General features: G+C 72.0%; 23 protein-coding genes and 2 pseudogenes. 11 read left to right on the top strand and 14 right to left on the bottom strand.

Annotated elements, in window-relative coordinates; all coding sequences use genetic code 11:
* Nucleotides 1–65: 65 nt before the first annotated feature.
* The 5 genes from ACFY3C_RS14700 to ACFY3C_RS14680 all read right to left on the bottom strand — a co-directional run bounded on the left by ACFY3C_RS14700 (nucleotide 66) and on the right by ACFY3C_RS14680 (nucleotide 4987).
* Complete coding sequence (locus ACFY3C_RS14700) at nucleotides 66–902, bottom strand: NAD(P)H-binding protein (protein ID WP_390770978.1); 837 nt, start codon at nucleotides 900–902, stop codon at nucleotides 66–68.
* A 127-nt stretch (nucleotides 903–1029) separates the two neighbouring features.
* On the bottom strand, nucleotides 1030–3510 hold the full coding sequence (pepN, locus tag ACFY3C_RS14695; RefSeq protein WP_390770977.1) for an aminopeptidase N: 2481 nt from the start codon (nucleotides 3508–3510) through the stop codon (nucleotides 1030–1032).
* A 103-nt stretch (nucleotides 3511–3613) separates the two neighbouring features.
* Complete coding sequence (locus ACFY3C_RS14690) at nucleotides 3614–3955, bottom strand: chorismate mutase (protein WP_386574183.1); 342 nt, start codon at nucleotides 3953–3955, stop codon at nucleotides 3614–3616.
* Between the two features lie 164 nt (nucleotides 3956–4119).
* On the bottom strand, nucleotides 4120–4572 hold the full coding sequence (locus ACFY3C_RS14685) for a nuclear transport factor 2 family protein (protein ID WP_390770976.1): 453 nt from the start codon (nucleotides 4570–4572) through the stop codon (nucleotides 4120–4122).
* Nucleotides 4573–4579: 7 nt separating this feature from the next.
* Nucleotides 4580–4987: a carboxymuconolactone decarboxylase family protein gene (locus ACFY3C_RS14680; RefSeq protein WP_386574185.1), complete on the bottom strand. Its 408-nt coding sequence runs from the start codon at nucleotides 4985–4987 to the stop codon at nucleotides 4580–4582.
* Between the two features lie 129 nt (nucleotides 4988–5116).
* On the opposite strand from ACFY3C_RS14680, the gene ACFY3C_RS14675 reads away from it, so the two are divergent.
* Nucleotides 5117–5950 (top strand): helix-turn-helix domain-containing protein, encoded by an 834-nt coding sequence (locus ACFY3C_RS14675; RefSeq protein WP_390770975.1) that lies wholly within the window; start codon nucleotides 5117–5119, stop codon nucleotides 5948–5950.
* A gap of 22 nt (nucleotides 5951–5972) precedes the next feature.
* On the opposite strand, the pseudogene ACFY3C_RS14670 reads toward ACFY3C_RS14675, so the two are convergent.
* Both ACFY3C_RS14670 and ACFY3C_RS14665 read right to left on the bottom strand, forming a co-directional pair.
* A pseudogene (locus ACFY3C_RS14670) lies at nucleotides 5973–6712 on the bottom strand (IS982 family transposase).
* Between the two features lie 69 nt (nucleotides 6713–6781).
* Nucleotides 6782–7660 (bottom strand): helix-turn-helix domain-containing protein, encoded by an 879-nt coding sequence (locus ACFY3C_RS14665; RefSeq protein ID WP_390770974.1) that lies wholly within the window; start codon nucleotides 7658–7660, stop codon nucleotides 6782–6784.
* A 98-nt stretch (nucleotides 7661–7758) separates the two neighbouring features.
* On the opposite strand from ACFY3C_RS14665, the gene ACFY3C_RS14660 reads away from it, so the two are divergent.
* Entirely contained in the window at nucleotides 7759–9516 is a 1758-nt protein-coding gene (locus ACFY3C_RS14660; protein WP_390770973.1) for a beta-galactosidase family protein, read from the top strand.
* A 114-nt stretch (nucleotides 9517–9630) separates the two neighbouring features.
* On the top strand, nucleotides 9631–10506 hold the full coding sequence (locus ACFY3C_RS14655) for a hypothetical protein (RefSeq protein ID WP_390770972.1): 876 nt from the start codon (nucleotides 9631–9633) through the stop codon (nucleotides 10504–10506).
* 153 nt (nucleotides 10507–10659) lie between these two features.
* Here the strand turns inward: ACFY3C_RS14655 and ACFY3C_RS14650 are convergent, their stop codons facing one another.
* A complete protein-coding gene (locus tag ACFY3C_RS14650) occupies nucleotides 10660–11571 on the bottom strand; it encodes an SDR family oxidoreductase (protein ID WP_390770971.1) in 912 nt (303 codons plus the stop codon).
* A complete protein-coding gene (locus tag ACFY3C_RS14645) occupies nucleotides 11568–12353 on the bottom strand; it encodes an SDR family oxidoreductase (RefSeq protein WP_386574192.1) in 786 nt (261 codons plus the stop codon). Before ACFY3C_RS14645 ends, ACFY3C_RS14650 begins: the two co-directional genes overlap by 4 nt.
* A gap of 100 nt (nucleotides 12354–12453) precedes the next feature.
* On the opposite strand from ACFY3C_RS14645, the gene ACFY3C_RS14640 reads away from it, so the two are divergent.
* From ACFY3C_RS14640 to ACFY3C_RS14625, 4 genes are read left to right on the top strand one after another with little or no spacing between them, the layout of a single operon-like run.
* A complete protein-coding gene (locus ACFY3C_RS14640; RefSeq protein ID WP_390770970.1) occupies nucleotides 12454–13197 on the top strand; it encodes an enoyl-CoA hydratase family protein in 744 nt (247 codons plus the stop codon).
* Entirely contained in the window at nucleotides 13198–14049 is an 852-nt protein-coding gene (locus tag ACFY3C_RS14635) for a CoA transferase subunit A (RefSeq protein WP_386574195.1), read from the top strand.
* The gene (locus ACFY3C_RS14630) at nucleotides 14046–14834 is read left to right on the top strand and encodes a CoA-transferase subunit beta (RefSeq protein WP_390770969.1); all 789 of its coding nucleotides are present in this window, start codon (nucleotides 14046–14048) and stop codon (nucleotides 14832–14834) included. The genes ACFY3C_RS14635 and ACFY3C_RS14630 overlap by 4 nt, the downstream gene beginning before the upstream one ends.
* Nucleotides 14834–15892 (top strand): NAD(P)H-dependent flavin oxidoreductase, encoded by a 1059-nt coding sequence (locus ACFY3C_RS14625; protein WP_390770968.1) that lies wholly within the window; start codon nucleotides 14834–14836, stop codon nucleotides 15890–15892. The genes ACFY3C_RS14630 and ACFY3C_RS14625 overlap by 1 nt, the downstream gene beginning before the upstream one ends.
* On the opposite strand, the gene ACFY3C_RS14620 is transcribed toward ACFY3C_RS14625, so the two are convergent.
* Genes ACFY3C_RS14620 through ACFY3C_RS14610 form a run of 3 tightly spaced genes read right to left on the bottom strand, consistent with a single transcriptional unit; the run spans nucleotide 15876 to nucleotide 18541 of the window.
* The gene (locus ACFY3C_RS14620; protein WP_390770967.1) at nucleotides 15876–17033 is read right to left on the bottom strand and encodes an acetyl-CoA C-acetyltransferase; all 1158 of its coding nucleotides are present in this window, start codon (nucleotides 17031–17033) and stop codon (nucleotides 15876–15878) included. The two genes, ACFY3C_RS14625 and ACFY3C_RS14620, sit on opposite strands and share 17 nt — an antisense overlap.
* 38 nt (nucleotides 17034–17071) lie before the next feature.
* A complete protein-coding gene (locus ACFY3C_RS14615) occupies nucleotides 17072–17731 on the bottom strand; it encodes a TetR/AcrR family transcriptional regulator (RefSeq protein WP_386574199.1) in 660 nt (219 codons plus the stop codon).
* A gap of 24 nt (nucleotides 17732–17755) precedes the next feature.
* Nucleotides 17756–18541: an SDR family oxidoreductase gene (locus tag ACFY3C_RS14610; protein ID WP_386574200.1), complete on the bottom strand. Its 786-nt coding sequence runs from the start codon at nucleotides 18539–18541 to the stop codon at nucleotides 17756–17758.
* Nucleotides 18542–18594: 53 nt separating this feature from the next.
* On the opposite strand from ACFY3C_RS14610, the gene ACFY3C_RS14605 reads away from it, so the two are divergent.
* Nucleotides 18595–19734: an acyl-CoA dehydrogenase family protein gene (locus ACFY3C_RS14605; protein WP_390771142.1), complete on the top strand. Its 1140-nt coding sequence runs from the start codon at nucleotides 18595–18597 to the stop codon at nucleotides 19732–19734.
* Nucleotides 19734–20684: an acyl-CoA dehydrogenase family protein gene (locus tag ACFY3C_RS14600; RefSeq protein ID WP_390770966.1), complete on the top strand. Its 951-nt coding sequence runs from the start codon at nucleotides 19734–19736 to the stop codon at nucleotides 20682–20684. Before ACFY3C_RS14605 ends, ACFY3C_RS14600 begins: the two co-directional genes overlap by 1 nt.
* A 26-nt stretch (nucleotides 20685–20710) precedes the next feature.
* On the opposite strand, the gene ACFY3C_RS14595 is transcribed toward ACFY3C_RS14600, so the two are convergent.
* Complete coding sequence (locus ACFY3C_RS14595; protein ID WP_390770965.1) at nucleotides 20711–21436, bottom strand: VWA domain-containing protein; 726 nt, start codon at nucleotides 21434–21436, stop codon at nucleotides 20711–20713.
* 144 nt (nucleotides 21437–21580) lie between these two features.
* On the opposite strand from ACFY3C_RS14595, the gene ACFY3C_RS14590 reads away from it, so the two are divergent.
* Nucleotides 21581–22459: a rhomboid family intramembrane serine protease gene (locus ACFY3C_RS14590; protein WP_390770964.1), complete on the top strand. Its 879-nt coding sequence runs from the start codon at nucleotides 21581–21583 to the stop codon at nucleotides 22457–22459.
* Between the two features lie 28 nt (nucleotides 22460–22487).
* Nucleotides 22488–22640, top strand: a pseudogene (locus tag ACFY3C_RS14585) (chitosanase); the annotation flags it as partial.
* A 13-nt stretch (nucleotides 22641–22653) separates the two neighbouring features.
* On the opposite strand, the gene ACFY3C_RS14580 reads toward ACFY3C_RS14585, so the two are convergent.
* The gene (locus ACFY3C_RS14580) at nucleotides 22654–23679 is read right to left on the bottom strand and encodes a glycoside hydrolase family 113 (RefSeq protein ID WP_390770963.1); all 1026 of its coding nucleotides are present in this window, start codon (nucleotides 23677–23679) and stop codon (nucleotides 22654–22656) included.
* Nucleotides 23680–23688 lie beyond the last annotated feature (9 nt).

The raw sequence follows: 23688 nt of genomic DNA, 5'->3' as shown, positions 1-23688 counted from the left end.
GCCGAGGTGGGCAACCGGTGGGCGGGGCGAGGCGAAGGGGACGTACGGCGGGTGGAGTTGAGGTTCTAGACGCCTCGGAAGTCGTCCGCGTGATCCTGTGCCCACTGGTCGAAGGTGCGCGCCGGGGTGCCCGTGACCTTCTCGACCGTGGCGGTGGTCTCGGGGGGTACGCCCACGGTGGCGGCGAAGCTCTTCAGCAAGGGCTGGACGAACTCCGGCGGGGCGTGCGGGAACAGCTTGGGTCCCGCCTCTTCCGGGGACACCTCGACGAAGGTCAGATCGCGCCCCACCGCCCGGCCGATCGCGGCGATCTGATCGGTGTTGGTGGTCGCCTCGGGCCCGGTGAGGCGGTGGACGGCGCCTTCGTGACCGTCGTCCAGCAGGGCGCGTTCGGCCACGGCGGCGATGTCGTCCTCGTGGATGGGCGCCGTGAGCATGCCCGCGAAGACACCGTGGACGGTGTTGCCGGCACGGACCTGCGGTGCCCACTGCAACGCGTTGGTGGCGAAGGCGTTGGGGCGCAGGAACGTCCACTCCAGGCCGCTGTCGCGGACCTGCCGTTCGGCGGTCGCGTGCATGACGTGGATGGGATGGGTCTCGTCGGCGCCCTCCTGGATGATCCCGGAAGAGAGCAGGACGACGTGGCGCACCCCGGCCGTGCGCGCGGCCTCCAGCAGGGCGGCTGTCCGCTCGCCGCCCGCCTGGACGTACAGGAAGAGCTTGCTCGCTCCCTCGAACAGGGCCGCCGGCTCCTGAGGCGCGAACGTCACCACCTCGGCCTGCCGGGGCAGACCCGCGCGCTCGGGGTCGCGGGTCAGTGCCCGTACCGGCCGGCCGGCGGCGACTAGACGCTCGACGAGGGCACGGCCGACGTTGCCGGTCGCACCGGTGACTACGATCACGGGTTGCCTCCTGGGCTCGGGTTGATCGTCCTGGTCGTCCTTGGCCTTGCGAGCCTAGGCAGGACGATCGGCCCTCCGCATCGTCGTCAGGGACCAGCCACCCCGGCCGCGCCCTACGTCCCCGGCCCTACTCCCCCCGTACCCGCAACGCCCGGGCCAGGTCGTCCAGTTCGTCGACCAGCTTGCGGCGGAGGGCGACGACCGGGTCGGCCTCGTTCAGGCAGGCCTCGCCGAGGGCGAGGGTCTCCGCGTCGACGGCGTGGTACGGGAAGGCCCAGCGGCCGGCGGCGACGGCGATGGCCGGGCCGCGGCGGGCGGCGAGGGCGACCGCGTCCTCGTAGTAGCGCGGCACGTACGCGCGTACCAGGTCGGCCTGTTCGGGCTGCCAGAAGCCCCTCGCGGTGGCCGTGAACAGGTAGTTGGAGAGGTCGTCCGTGACGAACATCGACTCCCAGGCCGCACGCTTGGCCTCGGGGTCGGGCAGGGCGGCGCGGCAGGTGGCGGCGCCCTCCCGGCCGGTGGCGGACGGGTCGCGCTCCAGCTCGGCGGCGATGGCGGCCTCGTCGGTGGCGCCGAGCACGGCGAGCCGGACGAGGATGCGCCAGCGCAGCTCGGGGTCGAGTTCCGGACCGCCGGGCACCGTGCCCTCGGCGAGCCAGGCGGCGATGGTGTCGGGGTGGGCGGCGACGTCGATGAAGTGCCGTACGGCGACCAGGCGCAGGCCGGGGTTGTCGCCGTCCTCGGTGCGGCGCAGCAGGTCGCGGCAGAGGGAGCTGAGGGTGGCGAGGGCGGCCGGGCGGTCCTCGGGGCGCAGGAAGCGGTCGGCGACATGGGTGGAGGCGAACGCGAGGACACCCTGGACGAGGGCCAGGTCGGTCTCCAGCGGGAGGTGGGCGCGGGCCGTCTCCAGATAGGCCTGGGGCGGGAGTTCGCCGTCGCGGACGGCGTCCCTGAGGGCGTTCCACACCACCGCGCGGGTGAGCGGGTCGGGCAGCCCGGACAGGCCCGTACGGACCGCCTCGAAGGAATTTGCGTCGAAGCGGACCTTGGCGTAGGTCAGGTCGCCGTCGTTGAGCAGGAGCAGCGCGGGGCGCTTGCCGATGGGCTGCGGGGCGGTCTGCGGGACGTCGAGGCCGATGCGCTCGCGCAGGGTGAGACGGCCCTCGTCGCCGAGGTCGCGGTCGTAGAGGCCGACGGTGACGCGGTGCGGGCGGCTGCCCGCGCGGTCGACGGTCAGGGCGCAGGTGCCGTCGACGGACCCGATCGCCGGGGTGAGCGTGTCGACACCGGTGGTGCGCAGCCAGGCGTCGGCCCAGGCGTGCACGTCGCGCTCGGTGGCCGCGGCGAGGGAGTCGATGAAGTCGGCGAGGGTGGCGTTGGCGAACCGGTGCCGCTTGAAGTGGATGTTGATGCCGGCGAGGAAGTCCTTCTCACCGAGCCAGGCCACCAGCTGGCGCAGCGCGGAGGCGCCCTTGGCGTAGGAGATGCCGTCGAAGTTGAGCAGGGCGGCGGCGGTGTCGTCGACCGCCTCGGGGGCGACCGGGTGGGTGGAGGGGCGCTGGTCGGCGTCGTAGCCCCAGGCCTTGCGGGCGACCCCGAAGTCGGTCCAGGTGTCGGTGAAGCGGGTGGCCTCGGCGGTGGTCTGGTAGCCCATGTACTCGGCGAAGGACTCGTTCAGCCAGATGTCGTCCCACCACTTGAGGGTGACGAGGTCGCCGAACCACATGTGGGCCATCTCGTGGGCGATGACCATGGCGCGGGTCTGCCGCTCGGTGTCGGTGACGGCCGAGCGGAAGACGAACTCGTCGCGGAAGGTGACCAGTCCGGGGTTCTCCATGGCGCCGGCGTTGAACTCGGGAACGAACGCCTGGTCGTAGGAGTCGAACGGGTAGGGCTCCTCGAACTTCTCGTGGTAGCGGTCGAAGCACGCGCGCGTGACCTCGAGGATCTCCTCGGCGTCGGCCTCGAGGTGGGGGGCGAGGGAGCGGCGGCAGTGGATCCCGAAGGGCAGGCCGCGGTGCTCGGTGCGCACGGAGTGCCAGGGACCGGCGGCGACGGCGACGAGGTAGGTGGAGATCAGCGGGGTCGGGGCGGCCCGCCAGCGGCCCTCGCCGAGGTGCTCGGTGATGCCGTTGGCGAGGACGTTCCAGCCGTCGGGCGCGGTGACGGTGACCTCGAAGACGGCCTTCAGGTCGGGCTGGTCGAAGGCGGCGAAGACCCGCTGGACGTCGTCCAGGAACAGCTGGGTGTAGACGTACGTCTCGCCGTCGGTGGGGTCGGTGAAGCGGTGCATGCCCTCGCCGGTGCTGGAGTAGCGCATGACCGCGTCGACCCGCAGCTCGTGCTCGCCGGCGGTGAGGTTCTTCAGCGGCAGCCGTTCGTCCTGGAAGGACTCCGGGTCGAGGGGCTGTCCGTCCAGCGTGACGGCGCGCAGCTCGACGGGCTTCAGCTCGACGAATGTGTCCCCGTCGGCCCGCGCGCTGAACCTGATCACGGTACGGGAGTCGAAGGTCTCGTCCCCCGTGGTGAGGTCGAGCTCGATCGAGTAGCGGTGGACGTCGAGGAACTGTGCTCGGAGCTGCGCTTCGTCGCGCGTGATGACGGACATGCACGCCATGCTGCCTGATGCCGCCGACAGCGCACAGGGGTGGATCCTTACACGACATATGTCCGGCCCCGAACCCCCTGCCCGGTGTACCCTCCGGCGGGGATCAGGCGGGCTGCCCGTTCGCGGTGTCCTCGGCGATGGACTCGTGGTGCCGGATCACCTCGGCGATGATGAAGTTCAGGAACTTCTCCGCGAACGCCGGGTCGAGCTTGGCGTTCTCGGCGAGGCTGCGCAGCCGCTCGATCTGCCGGGCCTCGCGGGCCGGGTCGGCGGGCGGCAGCTGGTGCACCGCCTTGAGCCGGCCGACCTGCTGAGTGCACTTGAAGCGCTCGGCGAGCATGTGGACGACGGCCGCGTCGATGTTGTCGATGCTCTGACGCAGCCGCTCCAGTTCGTGGCGGACCGCGGGGTCGACGTCATCGCTACCGGTGTTCCTGATGGTCATGGGCGTCAACCCTAAACGAGTCTTTCCGAATACGGTTGGGTGTGGCTCTCCTGCAGGGACGGTGGTGAGCAGCATGGGGGCGGGTCCCGCCCCCATCGAGGGCGGGTGGGGGCCGGGTCGTGGTTGTCCGGTGCGGGGCCGTCCCCATCTCGACGCGATGTCTGTCAGGTCGGGTTCGCTGCCAGGGTCAGGATGTCCTTGTTGCCCTCGCCCCATCCCGCGGTCATGACGATCTCGTCGATCTTCCATCCAGTGCTGGTCCTGGCCAGCCCGAAGCGGTACGTGCCGTACAGGGTCCACTGCGGCGAACCGTAGGGGTTGGCCAGCCGGTGCGTGGACTGAAAGGAAGCGGTGAGCACTCCGCGATCGCCGTCCACCGTAACGAGGTGGTTGCCGAGCAGGTGCTGGGTGGCGTCGAAGGCGCCGATCAGCTTCGACCACATCCCGGTCACCTCGGCCGCCGCCAAAAGCTGGGGCTCGCCGCCGTAGATGCTGGTGAAGTCGTGGACCACCTTGTCACCGAGAAGTCCCGGCAGTGCCGCCCAGTCGCGAGTGTCAACGCTCCACATCATCCGGGTACAGGTCTCGATGATGTCGTGACAGTCCTGAAGTTCCATGACTTGCTTACTCCTTACTGAAGGACGGGACAGGTAGCAGCCCGCGCTCGTCGAAGACCCGGCGGGCGACTGACATGGCGGCCAGGGTGCGGGGGAACCCGGCGTACGGCACGGCTTGGATGATCGCCTCGACGACCTCCCGCGGCTGGACGCCGGCTCCCAGTGCCGAGCCGATATGGGCTTCGAGCTGCGGTTCAAGACCGCCCAGTCCGATGAGGATGCCGAGGATCACCAGTTCACGCCTCCCCGCGTCCAGGCCGGGCCGGGTATGGATGTCGCCGTAGGCGAATTCGACGGCCAACCGCGGCAGATCCGGCGCGATGTCGGCGAGCGCGTCGTAGGCCCGCTCGCGGGTCTCGCCGGCCCCGCCCAGCTCGGCTTGCCGGGTCAGTCCCCGCTCGTACCGTGTCGGCATGTGTCCGGCCCTCCCGTGTCCATGCGATGCGTGCAGGTCTGAGTCTGGACCGTGGCGGCGCAACCACCCAGGCCCCTCCTTGTACGGGTACTGCCAGGGCTACCCTGAGCTTCGGGGATACTGGACGTCATGGAAGATCTGGGAGCGTTCCTGCACTCTCGCCGGGCTCGGGTGACCCCCGAGTCCGTCGGACTGCGGACCAGCGCCCGCCGCCGGGTCTCCGGACTGCGCCGCGAGGAAGTTGCCCACCTGGCAGGGATCAGCGTGGAGTACTACCAGCGCCTGGAACAGGGCCGGTCGGCCAGCCCCTCCCCGGCAGTACTCGACGCCATCGCCCAGGTCCTTCGCCTGGACGAGGTGGAACGTGGCCACCTCGTCACACTCGCCCACCCACCCCGCCGCTCGGCCGACCACCGGCGCGCACAGGTCCGGCCGGAACTGCGCCGCATGCTCGAGCACATGCACCGGATCGCCGCCCTCGTCATCAACGACCGCTTCGACGTCCTCACCTCCAACGCGCTGGGCGCGCGACTGTTCGAGCCCGTGCTGGCCAAACAGGACGCTGATTGCAACCTGGCACGCCACCTGTTCCTGGACCCGGCCGCTGCCGACTTCTACCTCGACTGGAACGACGTAGCCGCAGCCACCGCCGCCCAGCTCCGGCTCGTCCATGCCCGCTATCCGGCGGACACTGAACTGACAGCACTGATCGATGACTTGACCGAAGGAAGCACCGCCTTTGGAACCCACTGGGCGGCAGGCGATGTGCAACTGCGGTCCGCAGGAAGTAAGAACCTGTGTCATCCCGAGGCGGGAGTGCTGGCCTTGCACTACGAAAACCTCAACCTGCCCGGAGACCCCGGACAACGCATTGTCACCCTGAGCCCGGACGAAGACTCCGCCACCGAAACCGCCTTGAGGCTCCTATCCCTGCAGACGGCCGACGCCCCAACACCTCCCTGAGGGCGAGCCGCACCCAATACGGTCAGTGGCCGTAGGCGGTCAATGAGCGGCTGACCGACTGCCGGGTCTGGAAGTTGTGCCATATGGCGGCTGTCAGTGCGAGCACGCGCTGAGCGACGCGGACCGCGACGCCCTCGATGGTGCGTCCGCCGTGTTGTTCCAGGTCGAGCTGCCCCTTGAGGGGGTCGTTGACCGACTCGATCACTTGCCGGACCTTCTTCAGCATCGGCTCACCGGGCCGCAGGACCTCTCTCTTGCGGGAGGGCCGCAGCAGGGTGATGCCCCGTTGGGACAGTGACCGCTCGAAGGGCTTGGACGCGAAGCCCTTGTCGGTGATCAGCAGGAGGCCCGGCCGCTCGCGCACGAGGTCGGCGTCGACAACCGTGAATGTGACGCGCAGTAGCCGTAGTTCACCCATCCGGCCACCGCGGACCGCTTCACCGTGGGGCGGGACATCCCGCACGGCACGGGAGTCGAGTCGGTGATCCACACGGTGTCGTGCCAGAAGTCGGTGTCCTTGGCCAGGACCCGGATGATGCGCTTGATCTGGGACAACGCTGCCCGCAGCCATTTGTTGCAGCCCGGATCCTGAGGGATGAACGGGAACAGGTGCCGCCAGTGCCGACGGGCGTACCTCAGCCAGCGGGCCTCGCTGTGGAAGCCGAGCATCGCCTGCATCACCGCCAAGCACAGCAACTCCGAGTGGCTGAGCTTCGGCGGCCTGCCGGGCAGGCGGGCGAGGTCGGCCCACTCATCGTCGATCTTGACGTATTCGGAAAGACTCGTCTAAGGGGCGGGGCGCCTCCCGTTCACCGGCTGATCAGCATGCGATCAGCCGCCGATCGTCGGAGGATCGTCCGGATCCGGGATCCGGTCGCTCCAGCCGCCGGGGACGCTGCGGCCCTGCTGGGCGCGGAAGCGGACGGGGGCGAGGCCGACCCGGCGGGAGAACAGGCGGGAGAAGTAGGCGGGGTCGTCGTAGCCGACGCGGCGGGCGACGGCGGCGACGGGCAGCTCGGTGGCGGCGAGGAGTTCCTTGGCGCGGCCCAGGCGGATGCCGAGAAGGTAGTCCTTGGGGCTGCATCCGGCGCCGCGGCGGACGGCATTGCGCAGCTCGGCGGGGGTCATGCCGTGCCGGGCGGCGTGGTCGGCGACGCTCATCGGCCGGCAGGCGTCCCGGGCCAGGGCCTGGAGCACCTGGTCGCCGTCGGGGGCGAGGTCGGCGCGGGCGCGGCGCAGGGCGACGAGGAGTTCGTGGACGGCGGCGCCGGTCTCGACCTCCAGCAGGGGGTTGCCGCGGCGGGCGGCGCGGGCGATGCGGGCGACGACCGCGCGGGGGCCGGTGGCGTCCGAGAGCGGGACGACGGGCCGCTCGGGCTCGATGTAGCCGAGTTCGGTGTAGGTCGCGGTGGCGGGCCCGGCGAAGTCGACGAAGCCCTCGTCCCAGCCGGTGTCCGGGTCGGGCCCGTAGTGGTGCGGCACTCCGGGGGTGAGCCAGAGCAGCGCGGGCGCGGTGACGGTGATGCGGCGGCCGTCGGCGCCCTGGTACCAGCCGCCGCCCGTGCTGACCACGACGGCCACGTGGTGGTCGAGGGTGCGGGGGCCGACCGTGGGCAGCGTGCCGTACTGGAGGCCGACACCGAGGCAGACCAGGCCGAGACGGTGGTGGGCGGGGCCGGGGCTGAAGAACCGCATCCAGGTCTGGTACATCGGTGCTCCTCCCGGCGTCGGCGACGGCGGACTTTTGTCCAAGCAGCGCCGATCTTCGTCCATGGCGTCGATCACCGCCAGGGCCGAGGCTTGGGTGCATGAGCGAGTTCACGGTGGGGGAATCCGACTTCCTGCTGGACGGGCGGCCGGTACGGCTGCTGTCCGGGGCGCTGCACTACTTCCGGGTGCACGAGGCGCACTGGCGGCACCGGCTGGAGATGCTGCGGGCGATGGGCCTCAACTGCGTGGAGACGTACGTCCCGTGGAACCTGCACCAGCCGGGCCCGGGGCGCTTCAGGGACGTGCGGGCGGTCGGCCGGTTCCTGGACGCGGTCCGCGAGGCCGGACTGTGGGCGATCGTGCGGCCGGGTCCGTACATCTGCGCCGAGTGGGAGAACGGCGGGCTGCCGCACTGGGTGACCGGCGAGCCGGGTACGCGCGCGCGTACCCGTGACGAGCGCTTCCTGTTCCACGTGCGGAACTGGTTCCACCAGCTGCTGCACGAGATCGTGCCCCGGCAGATCGACCGGGGCGGCCCGGTGATCATGGTGCAGGTCGAGAACGAGTACGGCAGCTACGGCTCGGACGCGGACTACCTGGAACAGCTCGCCGAGCTGCTGCGGGTCAAGGGCGTCACGGCGGCGCTGTTCACCTCGGACGGCCCCGAGGACCACATGCTCACCGGAGGCTCGCTGCCCGGTGTGCTCGCCACGGTGAACTTCGGTTCCCACGCGCGCGCGAGCTTCGAGACGCTGCGCCGCCACCGCCCCGCGGGCCCGCTGATGTGCATGGAGTTCTGGTGCGGCTGGTTCGACCACTGGGGCGGCGAACACGTCGTACGGGATCCCGGGGAGGCCACCGAGGCTCTGCGGGAGATCCTGGAGTGCGGCGCCTCGGTGAACCTGTACATGGCGCACGGCGGCACGAGTTTCGCGGGCTGGGCGGGCGCCAACCGGGGCGGCGGCGAGCTGCACGAGGGTCCGCTGGAGCCGGACGTGACCTCGTACGACTACGACGCACCGGTCGACGAGTACGGGCGCCCCACGGAGAAGTTCTGGCGCTTCCGCGAGGTGCTGGCCGGGTACCACCCCGCTCCCCTGCCCGAACTTCCGCCCCCGCCTGCTCGGTTGGTTTCTCCGACGGAGGTGGCGCTCACCGGATGGGCACCCATGGGTGATGTCCTGGAGGCGCTCGGCGGCGAGGAGACCGTCACCCCCGTACCGCCGTCCTTCGAGGAGCTGGGCGTCGCCCGGGGCCTGGTGCGCTACGAGGTGGGCGTGCCGGGACCGCGGCAGCCGTACCCGCTGACGGCGCGCGGGCTCAGGGATCTCGCGGTGGTGTACGTCGACGGCGAGCGGGCCGGGGTGCTCACCGAGGAGGAGCCCCGGCTGAAGGAGCCCGTCGCGGGCCCCGCGCGCGTGGAGCTGTGGGTGGAGTCCCTGGGGAGGGTGAACTACGGGCCGCGCTCCGGCGAGGCGAAGGGCATCACCGGGGGCGTCCTGCACGAGCGGCAGTATCTGCACGGGGTACGTGCGCGCGGGCTCGATCTGGACGCCTTCGACGACGGCCTGGAGGCGGTGCCCTTCGGCGCGCTGTCCGGGGACGGCGCCCCGGGGCTGTACCGGGGCACCGTCACGGTCCGCGGAGCCGGGGACGCCCGGCTCGAACTGCCGGGCTGGACGCGGGGCTTCGTCTGGGTCAACGGTTTCGGCCTGGGCCGCTACTGGTCCGTGGGGCCGCAGCGGTCCCTGTACGTCCCCGGGCCGGTGCTGCGGGAGGGCGAGAACGAGGTGTGGGTGCTGGAACTGCAGGAGGCGGGGCCGGGTCCGTGCGCACCGCGGCTGCTGCCGTTCTGAGCGCCTGGTCCGGCGGCCGCGGCTTGTTCGAGGGTGGTCCGGCCGCCTACCGGCGAAATACGCTCACACCCGCCTAGAGTGGATGGCAGTTCTGGGCGTCTTAGGGGGTCGGACGTGGCGAACGGCGGACCGGTCGAGCACGGCTACCCGCATCTGGAGACAGTGCGGGCCGCGATCACCGCGCTGTACAAGCGGCTGTCGTACGACACCGTGCAGACCTTCTCGGCCAGCGTGGCCCCCGCCGACGTGGCCTTCAGCGACACGGACGACCTGCATCTGGGCGCACAGCGCGTGGCCCGCGAGATCGTACGGCACTTCCGGCTGCCCGACGCCCGGCTGATCGTCGGCTTCCGGGAGATGAGCCACGCGGCCAACGTCGAACTCACGGCGGGCCCCGAGTACTTCGTCGAGCTGAACGACCGCTTCCGCACCCACCGCAGGGACATCGGCGCGGCTCTCGCCCACGAGGTGACCCATGTCTACCTGCACCGCCTCGACCTCGCCTTCCCCACCACGGCGGAGAACGAGATCCTCACGGACACGGTGACGACCTACCTGGGCGCGGGGTGGCTGCTGCTGGACGCCTACCGCGAGGACAGCGACTCCTCCCAGAAGCTCGGCTATCTCACCCCCGAGGAGTTCGGTTACGTCCTCGCCAAACGGGCCCGGCTCTTCGGCGAGGACCCCTCCGTGTGGTTCACCAGCCCGCAGGCGTACACGGCCTACGTCAAGGGCATGGAGCGGGCCCGGCGGGACGAGCAGCAGCCGCCGCTGACCGCGGCCGGCTGGGCGGGCCGCCGCCGCTACGCCCACGACCGGCGCCATGGCGTCCCGCCCGGAGCGCCGTACACCTTCAGCCCCGACCCCGCCGGCCACCTCCGCGTCTCCTTCCCCTGCCCCACCTGCCACCAGCGCATCAGGGTGCCGGTCCGGGGGCGGGTACGGGCACGGTGCGGGTTGTGCAGGACGGTTCTGGAGTGCAACACCTAGGTTCAAGGCAGCTGGCTGGGGTTCCGCCCCAGTCCCCCCGTTTGTACCTGCGCTTCTCGGCCCACCGAGTCGGGTGGTGGGTGGGCATAGGCGGGGGTCCAGGGGGCGGAGCCCCCTGGTGGGCCCACTGCGGCTCCGAGTACTCGGCGGCCCCTAACCCTGGGCCCCGTACACCACCCCCGGCACCTCCGCCTCCGCCAACAGCTTCAGCGCCGCCTCCCCCGCCTCGGCCGGGGCCCAGCGCGCCCCCTTGTCCATGCCGGGTCCCGCGCGCCAGCCCTCCATCACCGTGATCCGGCCACCCTCCGCCTCGAACACCCGGCCGCTCACCCCGGCGCACGCGGTGGAGCCGAGCCAGACGACCAGCGGGGAGACGTTCTCGGGGGCCATCGCGTCGAAGCCGGCGGCCGGAGCCGCCATGGTCTCGGCGAAGGTGCGTTCCGTCATACGGGTGCGGGCCGCCGGGGCGATGGCGTTGACCTGGACGCCGTAGCGGGCGAGTTCGGCCGCCGCGACGAGGGTCAGGCCGATGATCCCGGCCTTGGCGGCGCTGTAGTTCCCCTGCCCGACCGAGCCCAGCAGGCCCGCCCCGCTGCTGGTGTTGACGATCCGGGCCACCGGCATGCGGCCGGCCTTGGCCTCGGCCCGCCAGTGCGCGGCGGCGTGTTTGAGGGGGAGGAAGTGACCCTTGAGGTGGACGCGGATCACGGCGTCCCAGTCGTCCTCGTCGAGGTTGACGAGCATGCGGTCGCGCAGGAAGCCGGCGTTGTTGACGAGGGTGTCGAGGCGGCCGTACGTCTCGACGGCGGTCCGGATCAGGGAGGCGGCGCCCTCGGTGGTCGCGATGTCGCCGCCGTGCGCGATCGCCTCGCCGCCCGCCTCCCGGATCTCCGCGACGACGGCCGCCGCCGGGCTGTCGGGTCCTGGCACCCCGTCCAGCCCGACGCCCAGGTCGTTGACGACGACCCGGGCGCCCTCGGTGGCGAACGCGAGGGCGTGGGCGCGGCCCAGCCCCCGTCCGGCTCCGGTGACGACGACGACTCGCCCTGCGCAGATTCCGGTCATGCCAGGCCTCCTTGTTCTTCCTTGTCGGCGGTCGCGGCGTCGAGGAAGGCGGGCCGCTCCCCGCCCCCGTGCACCTGCAGACTCGCCCCGCTGATGTAGGCGGCCGCGTCGGAGGCGAGGAAGACGGCGGCCGCGCCGACGTCCGAGGGGGTGGCCAGCCGGCCGAGCGGGACGGTGCGGGAGACCGCGGCGAGGCCGTCCGGGCCGCCGTAGTGCAGATGGGACTGCTCGGTGCGGACCATGCCGACGACCAGCGTGTTGACGCGGACCTCCGGCGCCCATTCCACGGCCATCGACGCGGCCAGGTTCGCCAGGCCCGCCTTGGCCGCGCCGTAGGCCGCCGAGCCGGGCGAGGGCCGGCCGCCGCTCACGCTGCCGACCATGACGACCGAGCCTCGGGCGCGCCGGAGCCGGTCGTAGGCGGCGAGGGAGGCGGTCAGCGGGGTGACGAGGTTCAGCTCGATGACCCGGGCGTGCCGCTCGGCGTCCGCGTCGGCCAGCCGCCGGTACGGGGTGCCGCCCGCGTTGTTGACGAGGACGTCGAGCCGGGGCAGCGCGGCGAAGAAGGCGCGGACGGCGGGCGGATCGCGCAGGTCGAGGGGGGCGAACTCCACTCCGTCGAGGGGCTGTTCGGGCGGACGCCGGGCGCAGGCCAGTACCTGGGCACCGGCCCGGGCGAAGGCCTGCGCGATGCCCGCCCCGACGCCCCGGGTGCCGCCGGTGACGACGACGGTCCTGCCGCGCAGCGAGTTGTCCACAGGCCCTGCCGCGGAGTTTTCCACAGGCTCTCCCGCTCGTCTTCGCCGACTGCTAGCTTCGAAGCCTCACACCTAACAAATGTTTGGTGGAAAGGCGTTGAGTGCGAAGGTAGCTGATGCGTCCATGGGTGTCTCCATGTCGGTCCCGGAAAAGGGGATTTCCGTAGTCACGGTCGACTTCCCGCCGGTGAACGCGCTGCCGGTGAGCGGCTGGTTCGCCCTGGCCGAGGCCGTGCGCGCGGCGGGCCGTGACCCCGGGGTGCGGTGCGTGGTGCTGGCCGCCGAGGGGCGCGGTTTCAACGCGGGCGTGGACATCAAGGAGATACAGGCGGCGGGTCAGGAGGCGCTGATCGGCGCCAACCAGGGCTGCGCGGAGGCCTTCGCGGCGGTGTACGAGTGCGAGACACCCGTGATAGCGGCGGTGCACGGGTTCTGTCTGGGCGGCGGGATAGGCCTGGTGGGGAACGCGGACGCGATCGTGGCGAGCGACGACGCCTCCTTCGGGCTGCCGGAGCTGGACCGGGGCGCGCTGGGTGCCGCCACGCATCTGGCCCGGCTGGTCCCGCAGCACCTGATGCGCGCGCTCTACTACACCTCGCGCACGGCGAGCGCCGCCGAGCTGCACGCGCACGGCTCGGTGTGGCGGGTGGCGCCCCGGGCGCAGTTGCAGGCAGCTGCGCTGGAGCTGGCCCGCGAGATCGCCGCCAAGGACGGACGGCTGCTGCGCATGGCCAAGGCCGCCATCAACGGGATCGATCCCGTCGACGTGCGCCGCAGTTACCGCTTCGAACAGGGCTTCACGTTCGAGGCCAACCTCAGCGGACTGGCCGACCGGGTCCGCGACACGTTCGGGAAGGAGGGCGCGTAGGTGGGCGACAAGACGATGACCGCCGACGAGGTGGTCTCCCGGCTGTCCAGCGGGATGACCCTGGGCATCGGCGGCTGGGGTTCACGGCGCAAGCCGATGGCGCTGGTCAGGGCCCTGCTGAGAGCCGGGATCGGAGACCTCACGGTCATCTCGTACGGCGGCCCGGACATCGGCATGCTGGCCGCGGCCGGCCGGATCCGCACCCTGGTCACCGCCTTCGTCACGCTCGACTCCATCCCGCTCGAACCGCACTACCGGGCGGCCCGGGAGCACGGGGACTTCGAGCTGACGGAGGTCGACGAGGGGATGTTCATGTGGGGGCTGCACGCGGCCGCCCACCGGCTGCCCTTCCTGCCGGTGCGGGCGGGTGTCGGCTCGGACGTCATGCGGGTCAACCCGGGCCTGAGGACGGTCACTTCGCCGTACGAGGACGGGGAGACGTTCGTGGCCATGCCGGCCTTGCGGATGGACGCGGCCCTGGTGCACGTCAACCGCGCCGACCGGCTGGGCAACGGGCAGTACCTGGGCCCGGACCCCTACTTCGACGACCTGTTCTGCGAGGCGGCGGACGAGGCCTACGTCTCCTGCGAACGGATCGTCGACACGACCGAGTTGACGAAGGAGGCGGCCCCGCAGTCGCTGCTTCTCAAGCGGCTCGCGGTGACGGGTGTGGTCGAGGCACCGAACGGCGCGCATTTCACCTCCTGCGCGCCGGACTACGGCCGGGACGAGGAGTACCAGCGGGAGTACGCGTCCACGCCGTGGCCGGAGTTCGCCGAGCGGTTCCTGTCCGGGGACGAGGAGGCGTACCGGTCGGCGGTGCGGGAGTGGCGGAAGGAGCGGGAAGCATGAAGGTCACCCGAGCCCCCCTTCCCCCGCCCACCCGCGCCCCTCTTCCCCCGCCCACCCGCGCCGAGTACTGCGTGATCGCCTGCGCCGAGGCCTGGCGGGGCGGCGGGGAGATCCTGGCCAGTCCGATGGGCCTGATCCCGTCGCTGGGCGCGCGGCTGGCCCGGCTCACCTTCGCGCCGGACCTGCTGCTCACCGACGGGGAGGCGCTGCTGGTCCGCCCGGACGGCACACCCGAGGGCTGGCTGCCCTACCGGCAGCATCTGGCGCTGGTGGCGGGCGGACGCCGGCACGTGATGATGGGCGCGAGCCAGATCGACCGGTACGGCAACCAGAACATCTCCTGCATCGGCGACTGGACCCGGCCCCGGCGGCAGCTGCTCGGGGTGCGCGGAGCACCGCTGAACACGCTGAACAATCCGACGAGTTACTGGATCCCGAGACACTCCGGGCGGGTGTTCGTGGAGCGGGCGGACATGGTGTGCGGGGTGGGGTACGACCGGGCGGCGGAGCTGGGGAGCACGGCCCGCTTCCACCGCATCCCCCGGGTCGTCTCCGACCTCGGCGTCTTCGACTTCGCCACCCCCGACCGCTCGATGCGGCTGGCCTCGCTGCATCCGGGGGTGAGTGTGGAGCAGGTGCGGGAGGCGACGGGCTTCGCGCTCGCCGTGCCCGACGAGGTGCCGTACACCCGGGACCCCGGCGAGGAGGAGCTGCGGCTGATCCGCGAGGTGCTGGATCCGGCGGGGGCCCGCGCGCGTGAGGTGCCCGAGGCGGCGAGGGGGTGATGGAAACCGCGCTGACCCGGCTGGTCGGGGTCCGGCATCCGATCGTGCAGACCGGGATGGGCTGGGTGGCCGGCCCCCGGCTGGTCTCGGCGGCGGCGAACGCGGGGGCGCTCGGCATCCTGGCCTCCGCGACGATGACCGTCGACCAGCTGCGGGCGGCGATACGGGAGGTCCGGTCGCGGACCCGGGCGCCGTTCGGGGTGAACCTGCGGGCGGACGCGGCCGATGCGGCCGACCGGGTGCAGATCATGCTGGACGAGCACGTCCGGGTGGCCTCCTTCGCCCTGGCGCCCTCCCCCGAGCTGATCACCCGGCTCAAAGAGGCAGGTGTGGTGGTCGTCCCCTCCGTCGGGGCGCGGCGGCACGCCGAGAAGGTGGCCGCGTGGGGTGCGGACGCGGTGATCGTGCAGGGCGGCGAGGGCGGCGGGCACACCGGCGAGGTGGCGTCGACCGTGCTGCTGCCGCAGGTGGTGGACGCGGTGCGGATACCGGTGGTGGCGGCGGGCGGCTTCTTCGACGGGCGGGGCCTGGTCGCGGCGCTGGCCTACGGGGCGGCCGGGGTGGCCATGGGCACGCGGTTCCTGCTCACCTCGGACTCGACGGTGCCGGACGCGGTGAAGGCCCGGTATCTGGCGGCGACGGTCCGGGACGTGACGGTCACCCGGGCGGTGGACGGGCTGCCGCACCGGATGCTGCGCACCGACCTGGTCGACGCACTGGAGCGGTCCGGCCGCATACGGGCCCTCGCCCACGCGGTGCGGCGGGCCTCGGGCTTCCGGCGGCTGTCGGGGCTCACCTGGCGGCAGCTGGTCCGGGACGGCCTGGCCCTCAGACACGGCAAGGAGCTGTCCTGGAGTCAGGTGCTGCTGGCCGCGAACACGCCGATGCTGCTCAAGTCGGCGATGGTGGACGGCCGTACGGACCTCGGGGTGATGGCCTCCGGGCAGGTCGCCGGGGTGATCGACGACCTGCCGTCGTGCGCGGAGCTGGTGGAGCGGATCGTGAAGGAGGCGGAGGAGGTGCTGGCAGGGCTGGAGAGACTCAGAGGCGTTCGATGATCGTCACGTTCGCCTGACCGCCGCCCTCACACATCGTCTGGAGGCCGAACCGGCCGCCGGTGCGCTCCAGTTCGTGCAGCAGGGTCGTCATCAGCCGGACGCCGGTGGCGCCGAGCGGGTGGCCGAGGGCGATGGCGCCGCCGTTGGCGTTGACCTTCTCCGGGTCGGCGCCGGTCTCCTTGAGCCAGGCGAGCACGACCGGGGCGAAGGCCTCGTTGATCTCCACGAGGTCGATGGCGTCGATGGTCAGGCCGGTCTTCTTCAGGGCGTGGGCGGTGGCCGGGATCGGCGCGGAGAGCATGCGGATGGGGTCCTCACCGCGCACGGAGAGGTGGTGGACGCGGGCCCGCGGGCGCAGCCCGTGTTCCCGTACCGCCCGCTCGGAGGCGAGCAGCATGGCCGCGGCTCCGTCGGAGACCTGGGAGGAGCAGGCCGCCGTGATGGTGCCGCCGTCGAGGACGGGCTTGAGGGTGGCCATCTTGTCCAGGGAGGTGTCCCGGCGCGGGCCCTCGTCGACGGTGACCTGGCCGTAGGGGACGGTCTCGCGCTCGAAGCGGCCGGTGTCGATGGCCCAGACCGCCCGCCGGTGCGAGCGCAGGGCGAACTCCTCCTGGTCCGCGCGGCTGATGCCCCACTTGGCGGCGATCATCTCGGCGCCGGCGAACTGGTTGACGGGCTGGTCGCCGTAGCGGGCGCGCCAGCCGGTGCTGCCGAGGAAGGGTCCGTCGGTCAGGCCGAGGGGGTCGGCGGCCTGCCGGGAGGCGAAGGCGATGGGGATCTGGGACATGTTCTGCACCCCGCCCGCGACCACCAGGTCCTGGGTGCCGGAGAGCACGGCCTGCGCGGCGAAGTGCACGGCCTGCTGGGAGGAGCCGCACTGCCGGTCGACGGTGACGCCGGGCACCTCCTCGGGCAGCCCTGCGGCCAGCCAGCAGGTGCGGGCGATGTCCCCGGCCTGCGGTCCGACCGCGTCCAGGCAGCCGAAGACGACGTCCTCCACGGCGACCGGGTCGATCCCGGACCGTTCCACGAGCGCCTTGAGCACATGGGCGCCCAGGTCGGCCGGGTGGACCCCGCTGAGCCCTCCCCCGCGCCGCCCCACAGGCGTGCGGACCGCTTCGACTATGTAGGCCTCGGCCATGGCGACTCCCTCACAGGAAAGGGGTGTTGAGCGTGATGTCATTCGCGTACGGCGATCCCGTCCAGCACCATCGACAGGTACTGGCGGGCGATCTCCTCCGGGCTGTGCTGTCCGCCGGGCCGGTACCAGGACGCGGCGACCCACACCGTGTCCCGGACGAACCGGTAGGTGAGCCGGACGTCCAGGTCAGCGCGGAAGACGCGCTCGGCGACTCCGCGTTCGAGCGTGGACAGCCATGCCTTCTCGAACCGGCGCTGCGAGTCGGCGAGGAAGGCGAAGCGGTCCTGCGCGACGAGCTGCTTGCTCTCCTTCTGGTAGATCGCGACGGCGGCGCGGTGCCGATCGATCTCCCGGAAGGACTCGGTGACCAGGGCCTCCAGGGTCTCGCGGGGCCCGAGCCCGGAGGCCAGGACGGTGTCGTAGCCGTCCCACAGCTCGTCCAGGAAGGTCCGCAGGATCTCCTCCAGCATCGACTCCTTGGAGTCGAAGTGGTAGTAGAGGCTGCCCGCGAGCATTCCCGCGTGGTCGGCGATGGTGCGGACGGTGGTGGCGTTGTAGCCCTGCTCGGCGAAGACCTCGGCGGCGGTGCCGAGGAGTTCGTGGCGGCGCGCCTGGGCGGCGGCAGCCGCGGGCTTCTTCGGGGCGGCGGCGGTGGGCTTCTTCGGGGCGGTCACCTGGGGCTTCTTCTTGGTCGGCACGAACCCATTGTGGTCTGCCCGTCGTCAGGGATGCTGGCTGCTGACGGCGACGACCTCGCCGGTCAGGTACGAGGAGTAGCCGGAGGCCAGGAACACGATCACGTTGGCCACCTCCCAGGGCTCGGCGTACCGCCCGAAGGCCTCCCGTGCGGTCAGTTCCCGGAGCAGTTCGGCGGAGGTGACCTTCACCAGGTGCGGATGCATGGCGAGGCTGGGTGCCACCGCGTTGACCCGCACCCCGTAGGCGGCCGCCTCGATCGCCGCGCACCGGGTCAGCGCCATCACGCCGGCCTTGGCGGCGGCGTAGTGGGCCTGGCCGGCCTGGGCGCGCCAGCCGACGACGGAGGCGTTGTTGACGATCACCCCGCCGCCGGTGTCCCGCATCGCGCGCAGGGCCGCCCGGGTGCAGCGGAAGGTGCCGTTCAGCGTGACGTCGAGGACGCGGGACCACTGCTCGTCGGTCATGTCGACGAGGTCCGAGGTGCCGCCGAGGCCCGCGTTGTTGACCACGATGTCGAGCTTTCCGTGCTCCCGTACGGCCGCCTCGAAGAGTGCGCCCACCTGGGACTCGTCGGTGACGTCGCAGGGCACCGCGGCCACCGCGCCCGGGAACTCCCGGCCGAGGCGGGCCTCGTGCTCCTTCAGGCGGCGCGTGTGCGCGTCGCTGATCAGCACCCGGGCACCCTCCTCCAGGAAGCGGCGCGCGGTGGCCCCGCCGATCCCCGCGCCGGCCGCCGCCGTGACGACGGCGGTGCGCCCCTTCAGCAGCCCGTGCCCGGGCTCGTACGCCGGACTCTCGACGCCTGTCATAGGGCCACGCTAACCTACCAAACACTTGTTAGGGAAGGACGGTGACGGCGACCGTGGACCTGACCCACGCTCCGGCCGACGAGGAGTTCCGCGCCGAGGCCCGCGCCTGGCTGGCGGCACACGTGCCGCGCACCCCGCTCCCCTCCCTGGAGACCGCGGAGGGCTTCGCGGCGCACCGCGCCTGGGAGGCCGAACTGTCCGCGGACCGCTGGTCGGTGGTGTCCTGGCCCGAGCAGTACGGTGGCCGTGCGGCCGGCCTCTTCCGGTGGCTGGTGTTCGAGGAGGAGTACTGGGCGGCGGGCGCGCCGGGCCGGGTCGGCCAGAACGGGATCAGCCTGCTCGCACCGACCCTGTTCGACCACGGCACGGAGGAGCAACGCGCGCGCGTGCTGCCGCCGATGGCCTCCGCCGAGGTGGTCTGGGCGCAGGCTTGGTCCGAGCCGGAGGCGGGCTCCGACCTGGCCTCGCTCACCTCCAGGGCGGTACGGACGGACGGCGGCTGGCTGCTGAGCGGCCAGAAGACCTGGTCCTCGCGGGCGGCCTTCGCCGACCGGGCCTTCGGCCTGTTCCGCAGTGACCCCGAGGCCTCGAAGCCGCACCAGGGGCTCACGTATCTGATGTTCGACCTGCGGGCCCCCGGCGTCACCGTCCGCCCGATCGGCCGCCTGGACGGGAAACCGGCCTTCGCGGAGCTGTTCCTTGACGAGGTGTTCGTGCCGGACGAGGACGTGATCGGCGAGCCCGGCCAGGGCTGGCGGATCGCAATGTCCACGGCGGGCAACGAACGCGGCCTCACTCTGCGCTCCCCCGGCCGCTTCCTCGCCTCCGCCGCCCGGCTGCTGGAGCTGTGGAGGGCGCAGGGCCGCCCGGAGCAGGCACGTGCCCGGGTGGCGGACGCCCTGATCGGCGCCCGCGCCTACCAGCTGTTCACCTACGCGGCCGCCGCCCGCTTCCTGGAGGGCGCCGTGTTCGGCCCGGAGTCCAGCATGAACAAGGTGTTCTGGTCCGAGTACGACCTGGCGCTGCACGAGACGGCGCTCGATCTCCTCGGCGAGGAGGGTGAGTCGGCGGACACGGACTGGGCGGAGGGGTACGTCTTCTCGCTGGCCGGTCCCCTCTACGCGGGGACCAACGAGATCCAGCGCGACATCGTCGCCGAGCGCCTGCTCGGCCTGCCGAAGGGACGCCGCTGATGCGCTTCCTCCTCGACACCGAGCAGCGTGCCTTCGCCGGCTCCTTGCATGCCATGCTGACGGCGGCGGACACCCCGGCGGTGGTCCGGGACTGGAGCCGCGGCGACCATGCGGGCGGCCGCGCGCTGTGGCGTCGTATCGCGGAGGCGGGGGTGTTCGGTCTTGCCGTGCCCGAGGAGTACGGGGGGCTGGGGCCGCACCCGGTGGAACTGACCGTCGCGTTCGTGGAGTTGGGCAGGCACGCGGTGCCCGGGCCGCTGGTGGAGACGGTCGCCGCGGCCGTACTGCTCGGTGCGGACGGGCCGGCCAAGCGGTTCCTGCCCGGGCTCGCGGCGGGCGAGATCATCGCCACCGTGGCGGCGCCCACCGGGTACGCCCTCGACGGTGACGCGGCCGCCCTCCACCTCGTCCCGGCCCCGGAAGGACTGTACCTGTCGCCAGGTCCCGGCCCGGTCCGCCCCTCCCTCGACCCCGCCCGCCGGCTGACCCCGCTGGCCCCCGGCGGCGAACTCCTGTCCCCCGGGCCGCCGGACACCCACGCCCTCACCTGGGCGCGCCTGGCCACGGCCGCGCAGGCCCTCGGGCTGGGACTCGCCCTGCTCGACCGGACGGTCGCCCACGTCCGGCAGCGCACGCAGTTCGGTGTCCCCATCGGCTCGTTCCAGGCCGTCAAGCACCGCCTCGCCGACGCGAAGATCGCCCTGGAGTTCGCCCGGCCCCTGCTCTTCGGAGCGGCGGTGTCCCTGCGCCCCGCGGACGTCGCGGCCGCCAAGCTGAAGGCCTGCGAGGCGGCCTACGCCACCGCCCGCACGGCACTCCAGCTGCACGGCGCGATCGGGTACACGGCGGAGTACGACCTGTCCCTGTGGCTGACCAAGGCCCGTGCCCTGCGCACCGCGTGGGGCACGCCCGACGAGTGCAGGGACGTGGTGCTGAAGGACGCCGGCTGAGCGGCCGGGGCCGGCCGGCGCTCGGCTCAGGCAGGCCGCGCGATGCCCGCGGCGCGTGCGGCCGCGAGCCACTGGGGGAACTCGGCGACGAGACGGTCGTACAGCTCGGCGTCGGAGACCTTCCGGGGATCCTGGCCCGCGTGGAAGAAGCCGGCGTTGTCCACGGGACGCTTGCCAGGGACTGCCAGCTCGTCCAGTTTGCGCAGGAACTCGAACTGGCGGCTGCCCGGGTCGCCGAAGCCGACGAACTGCCAGAACAGCGGCAGCTTCGCCGCCTTGCACAGGTAGCGCTCCGCGGCGAGCTTGTTGATCGGGCCGCCGTCGGTCTGGAAGACGACCAGCGCGGGGGCGGTGGCGCCACTGTCCATGTAGTGGTCGATGACGGCGTCCATCGCCAGGTGGTAGCTGGTCTTGCCCATGTGCCCGAGCCCGGCCGCGATCCGTTCGATGCGGCCCTCGTGGCCGTCGAGGGCGATGTCGGTGACCGCGTCGACGTCCGTGGAGAAGAACACCACGGGCACCCGGCCGTCGTCGTCCAGGTGCGCGGACAGGCCCAGCACCCGGTCGGCGAGCGCCTGCACGCTGCCGTCCTTGTAGTACGGCTTCATCGAGCCCGAGTAGTCGACCACCAGGTACACGGCGGCCCGCAGCCCGTCCAGGCCGTGTTTGCGCAGGCAGACGCCGGCCGAGCGGTACGGCTCGACGAGCGCGGGCGCGGTCTCCTCCACCTTGCGCAGGCTGATGGCGGCCATGGTTCCCCCCTTGGCTGTGCGGGAAGCCGAGCCTAAGGGATCAGAGGCCCCAGCTGTCGCTCCTGTCACTTCAGTTCGCTATTTTGTTCGCCGCCGTCCCCACCGGCTCGCCCTGTCCCGAACCTTTCCTCAGAGGAGCCGGCCGTGACCGCCGAGTCCGCCGTCACCACCTGCTTTCGTCACCCCAAGGTGGAGTCCCACGTCCGCTGCACGCGCTGCGACCGCCACATCTGCCCGTCCTGCATGCGGGAGGCCGCGGTCGGCCATCAGTGCGTGGAGTGCGTGAAGGAGGGCGCACGCTCGATCCGGCAGGCGCGCACCGCGTTCGGCGGCCGGATCAGCGCGGTGCCGCTGGTGACGTACGTGCTGATCGGGCTCAACGTGCTCGCCTATCTGGCCGAGTTGGCGCGGCCCTCGGTCGAGGACCGGTTCGACATGCTGGGCACCGTGCCGGCGGGTTACTACCCGGAGGGCGTCGCCCACGGCGAGTGGTACCGGCTGCTGACCGGAGCGTTCCTGCACCTGACGCCCGGCGAGGGCACGTTCGGCATCGCGCACATCCTGATGAACATGCTGGCACTGTGGAACGTCGGCCGGGTGGTCGAGGCCCAGCTGGGCCGGGTGCGCTATCTCGCCCTGTACCTGCTGTCGGCGCTCGGCGGCTCGGTCCTGGTGCTGCTGATCGCCCCCGAGACCCCCACGGTCGGCGCCTCCGGCGCCATCTTCGGGCTGGGCGCCGCGTACTACGTCATGGGCCGTCGCCTCGGCTACGACATGCGCGCGGTCAACCAGTACATGGGCGGTCTGCTGCTGTGGCTGGTGATCTCCGCGTGGGTGACCTCCTGGCAGGGTCACCTCGGGGGCCTGCTGGCGGGCGGGGCGGTGACGCTGGCGTACGCGTACGCGCCCCGGGGCAACCGCCGTGTCCCGATCCAGGCGGGCGCGTGCGTGGCTCTGCTGGCGCTGCTGCTGGTCCTCGCCTGGGTCAAGGCCGCGGATCTCACGGGCGGCGCGGCCGTGTGAGGCGAGCGGGAATCCTGCTGCTCGCGGCCGCCGCCGGGCCATGAGAGCGAAGGCGAAGAGGCCGGGCGTCGACAGCTCCCGCGTCGACACGGCCCAGCGGCGGTTCCTCTACGACGGCAACCTCGACCTGGACACTCCGCTGGAGTGGCGGGTGTACAAGGAGCCGTACCGGATTCCGTAGCGCGTCACGGGCGTCAGCCGGCCCACTTGCGGCGCAGCACCTCCTCCGCGGGTTTGCCGTGCGGGGTGTACGCCAGGTGTGCCGGGGTCTCGCCGCTGTCCGGCCAGTCGTCCCACATCCACCAGCAGACCCCGGCCCACCACGGGCGGCCCTCGAAGGAGTCGAGGAGCGCCCGGTAGGCGGCGGCCTGTTCGGCGTCGGCCGGGTGCGTGCTGACGGTCCAGGAGTACGGGGCGGTGGTGGAGCCGCGCTGGCTGACGTAGCCGGCCTCGGTGAACAGGATCCGGCGGTGCTGGCCTGCCGAGTAGGCGGCGAGCTTCTGCCGGATCGGGGCCCAGGCGCGGTTCAGAAGGGCGGGATCGGTGGTGGGCTTCTCGGCGAGCGGCCAGTAGGCGTCGATGCCGATGAGGTCGAGGTCCTGCCAGAAGTGGATGTGCTGGTACTCGTCGTAGTTGGCGGCGTAGGTCAGCGGGCCGTCGTAGTGGGCGCGGACCGCCTTGATCACCTTTGTCCAGGCGGCGGTGTCACCGGAGACCCCGGCGAGTTCGGTGCCGACCGCGAGCTGTTCGGCTCCGGTGTCGGCGGCGATGTCCGCGTAGTGGGTGATGAAGCGGCGGTAGGCGGCGAACCAGGCGGACCGGTCGCGGGGGCGGATCTCGGCGCGGTCCTGGTCGCCGGGCAGGTCCACATGCGGTTTGATCATCACGTTGAGGCCGGCCGCGTGGGCGCGCTCGACGATCCTGCGCAGGCTCGCGTCGCTCGCGGTCTCCTCCGTGGTGTGCGGGCCGGAGTCGGTGACCCGCTTCTGGTACCAGGTCGGGGTGAAGGTGACCCAGCGTGCCCCGGTGGCCTTGATGCCGCGCAGATAGCGGGGTGCGGCCGGGCTGTCGTAGTCGGTGCGGTTCCACGAGGGCAGGGTGATGCCGCGCATGGTGGTGGTCCCGGTCTCCGGGCGGGAGGCGTGCGTGCTGCCGTGGCCGGACCCGTGGCCCGGCCGGGTGGACTCGCAGCCGCCGGCGGCGAGGAGGACCGCCGCCATGACGGCGAC

Origin of the sequence: Streptomyces sp. NPDC001410 (assembly GCF_042895235.1) — a bacterium.
Taxonomy (GTDB): Bacteria; Actinomycetota; Actinomycetes; order Streptomycetales; family Streptomycetaceae; genus Streptomyces.
Note: the sequence above shows the minus strand (reverse complement) of the source record. Positions and strands in the feature narration are given on the sequence as shown.

Bases quoted from the DNA above. Each gene is read 5' to 3' on its own strand.
- pepN (WP_390770977.1), bottom strand. From the start codon at position 3,510: ATGTCCGTCATCACGCGCGACGAAGCGCAGCTCCGAGCACAGTTCCTC.
- ACFY3C_RS14690 (WP_386574183.1), bottom strand. From the start codon at position 3,955: ATGACCATCAGGAACACCGGTAGCGATGACGTCGACCCCGCGGTCCGC.
- ACFY3C_RS14685 (WP_390770976.1), bottom strand. From the start codon at position 4,572: ATGGAACTTCAGGACTGTCACGACATCATCGAGACCTGTACCCGGATG.
- ACFY3C_RS14680 (WP_386574185.1), bottom strand. From the start codon at position 4,987: ATGCCGACACGGTACGAGCGGGGACTGACCCGGCAAGCCGAGCTGGGC.
- ACFY3C_RS14675 (WP_390770975.1), top strand. From the start codon at position 5,117: ATGGAAGATCTGGGAGCGTTCCTGCACTCTCGCCGGGCTCGGGTGACC.
- ACFY3C_RS14665 (WP_390770974.1), bottom strand. From the start codon at position 7,660: ATGTACCAGACCTGGATGCGGTTCTTCAGCCCCGGCCCCGCCCACCAC.
- ACFY3C_RS14660 (WP_390770973.1), top strand. From the start codon at position 7,759: ATGAGCGAGTTCACGGTGGGGGAATCCGACTTCCTGCTGGACGGGCGG.
- ACFY3C_RS14650 (WP_390770971.1), bottom strand. From the start codon at position 11,571: ATGACCGGAATCTGCGCAGGGCGAGTCGTCGTCGTCACCGGAGCCGGA.
- ACFY3C_RS14640 (WP_390770970.1), top strand. From the start codon at position 12,454: ATGGGTGTCTCCATGTCGGTCCCGGAAAAGGGGATTTCCGTAGTCACG.
- ACFY3C_RS14630 (WP_390770969.1), top strand. From the start codon at position 14,046: ATGAAGGTCACCCGAGCCCCCCTTCCCCCGCCCACCCGCGCCCCTCTT.
- ACFY3C_RS14625 (WP_390770968.1), top strand. From the start codon at position 14,834: ATGGAAACCGCGCTGACCCGGCTGGTCGGGGTCCGGCATCCGATCGTG.
- ACFY3C_RS14620 (WP_390770967.1), bottom strand. From the start codon at position 17,033: ATGGCCGAGGCCTACATAGTCGAAGCGGTCCGCACGCCTGTGGGGCGG.
- ACFY3C_RS14610 (WP_386574200.1), bottom strand. From the start codon at position 18,541: ATGACAGGCGTCGAGAGTCCGGCGTACGAGCCCGGGCACGGGCTGCTG.
- ACFY3C_RS14600 (WP_390770966.1), top strand. From the start codon at position 19,734: ATGCGCTTCCTCCTCGACACCGAGCAGCGTGCCTTCGCCGGCTCCTTG.
- ACFY3C_RS14595 (WP_390770965.1), bottom strand. From the start codon at position 21,436: ATGGCCGCCATCAGCCTGCGCAAGGTGGAGGAGACCGCGCCCGCGCTC.
- ACFY3C_RS14580 (WP_390770963.1), bottom strand. From the start codon at position 23,679: ATGGCGGCGGTCCTCCTCGCCGCCGGCGGCTGCGAGTCCACCCGGCCG.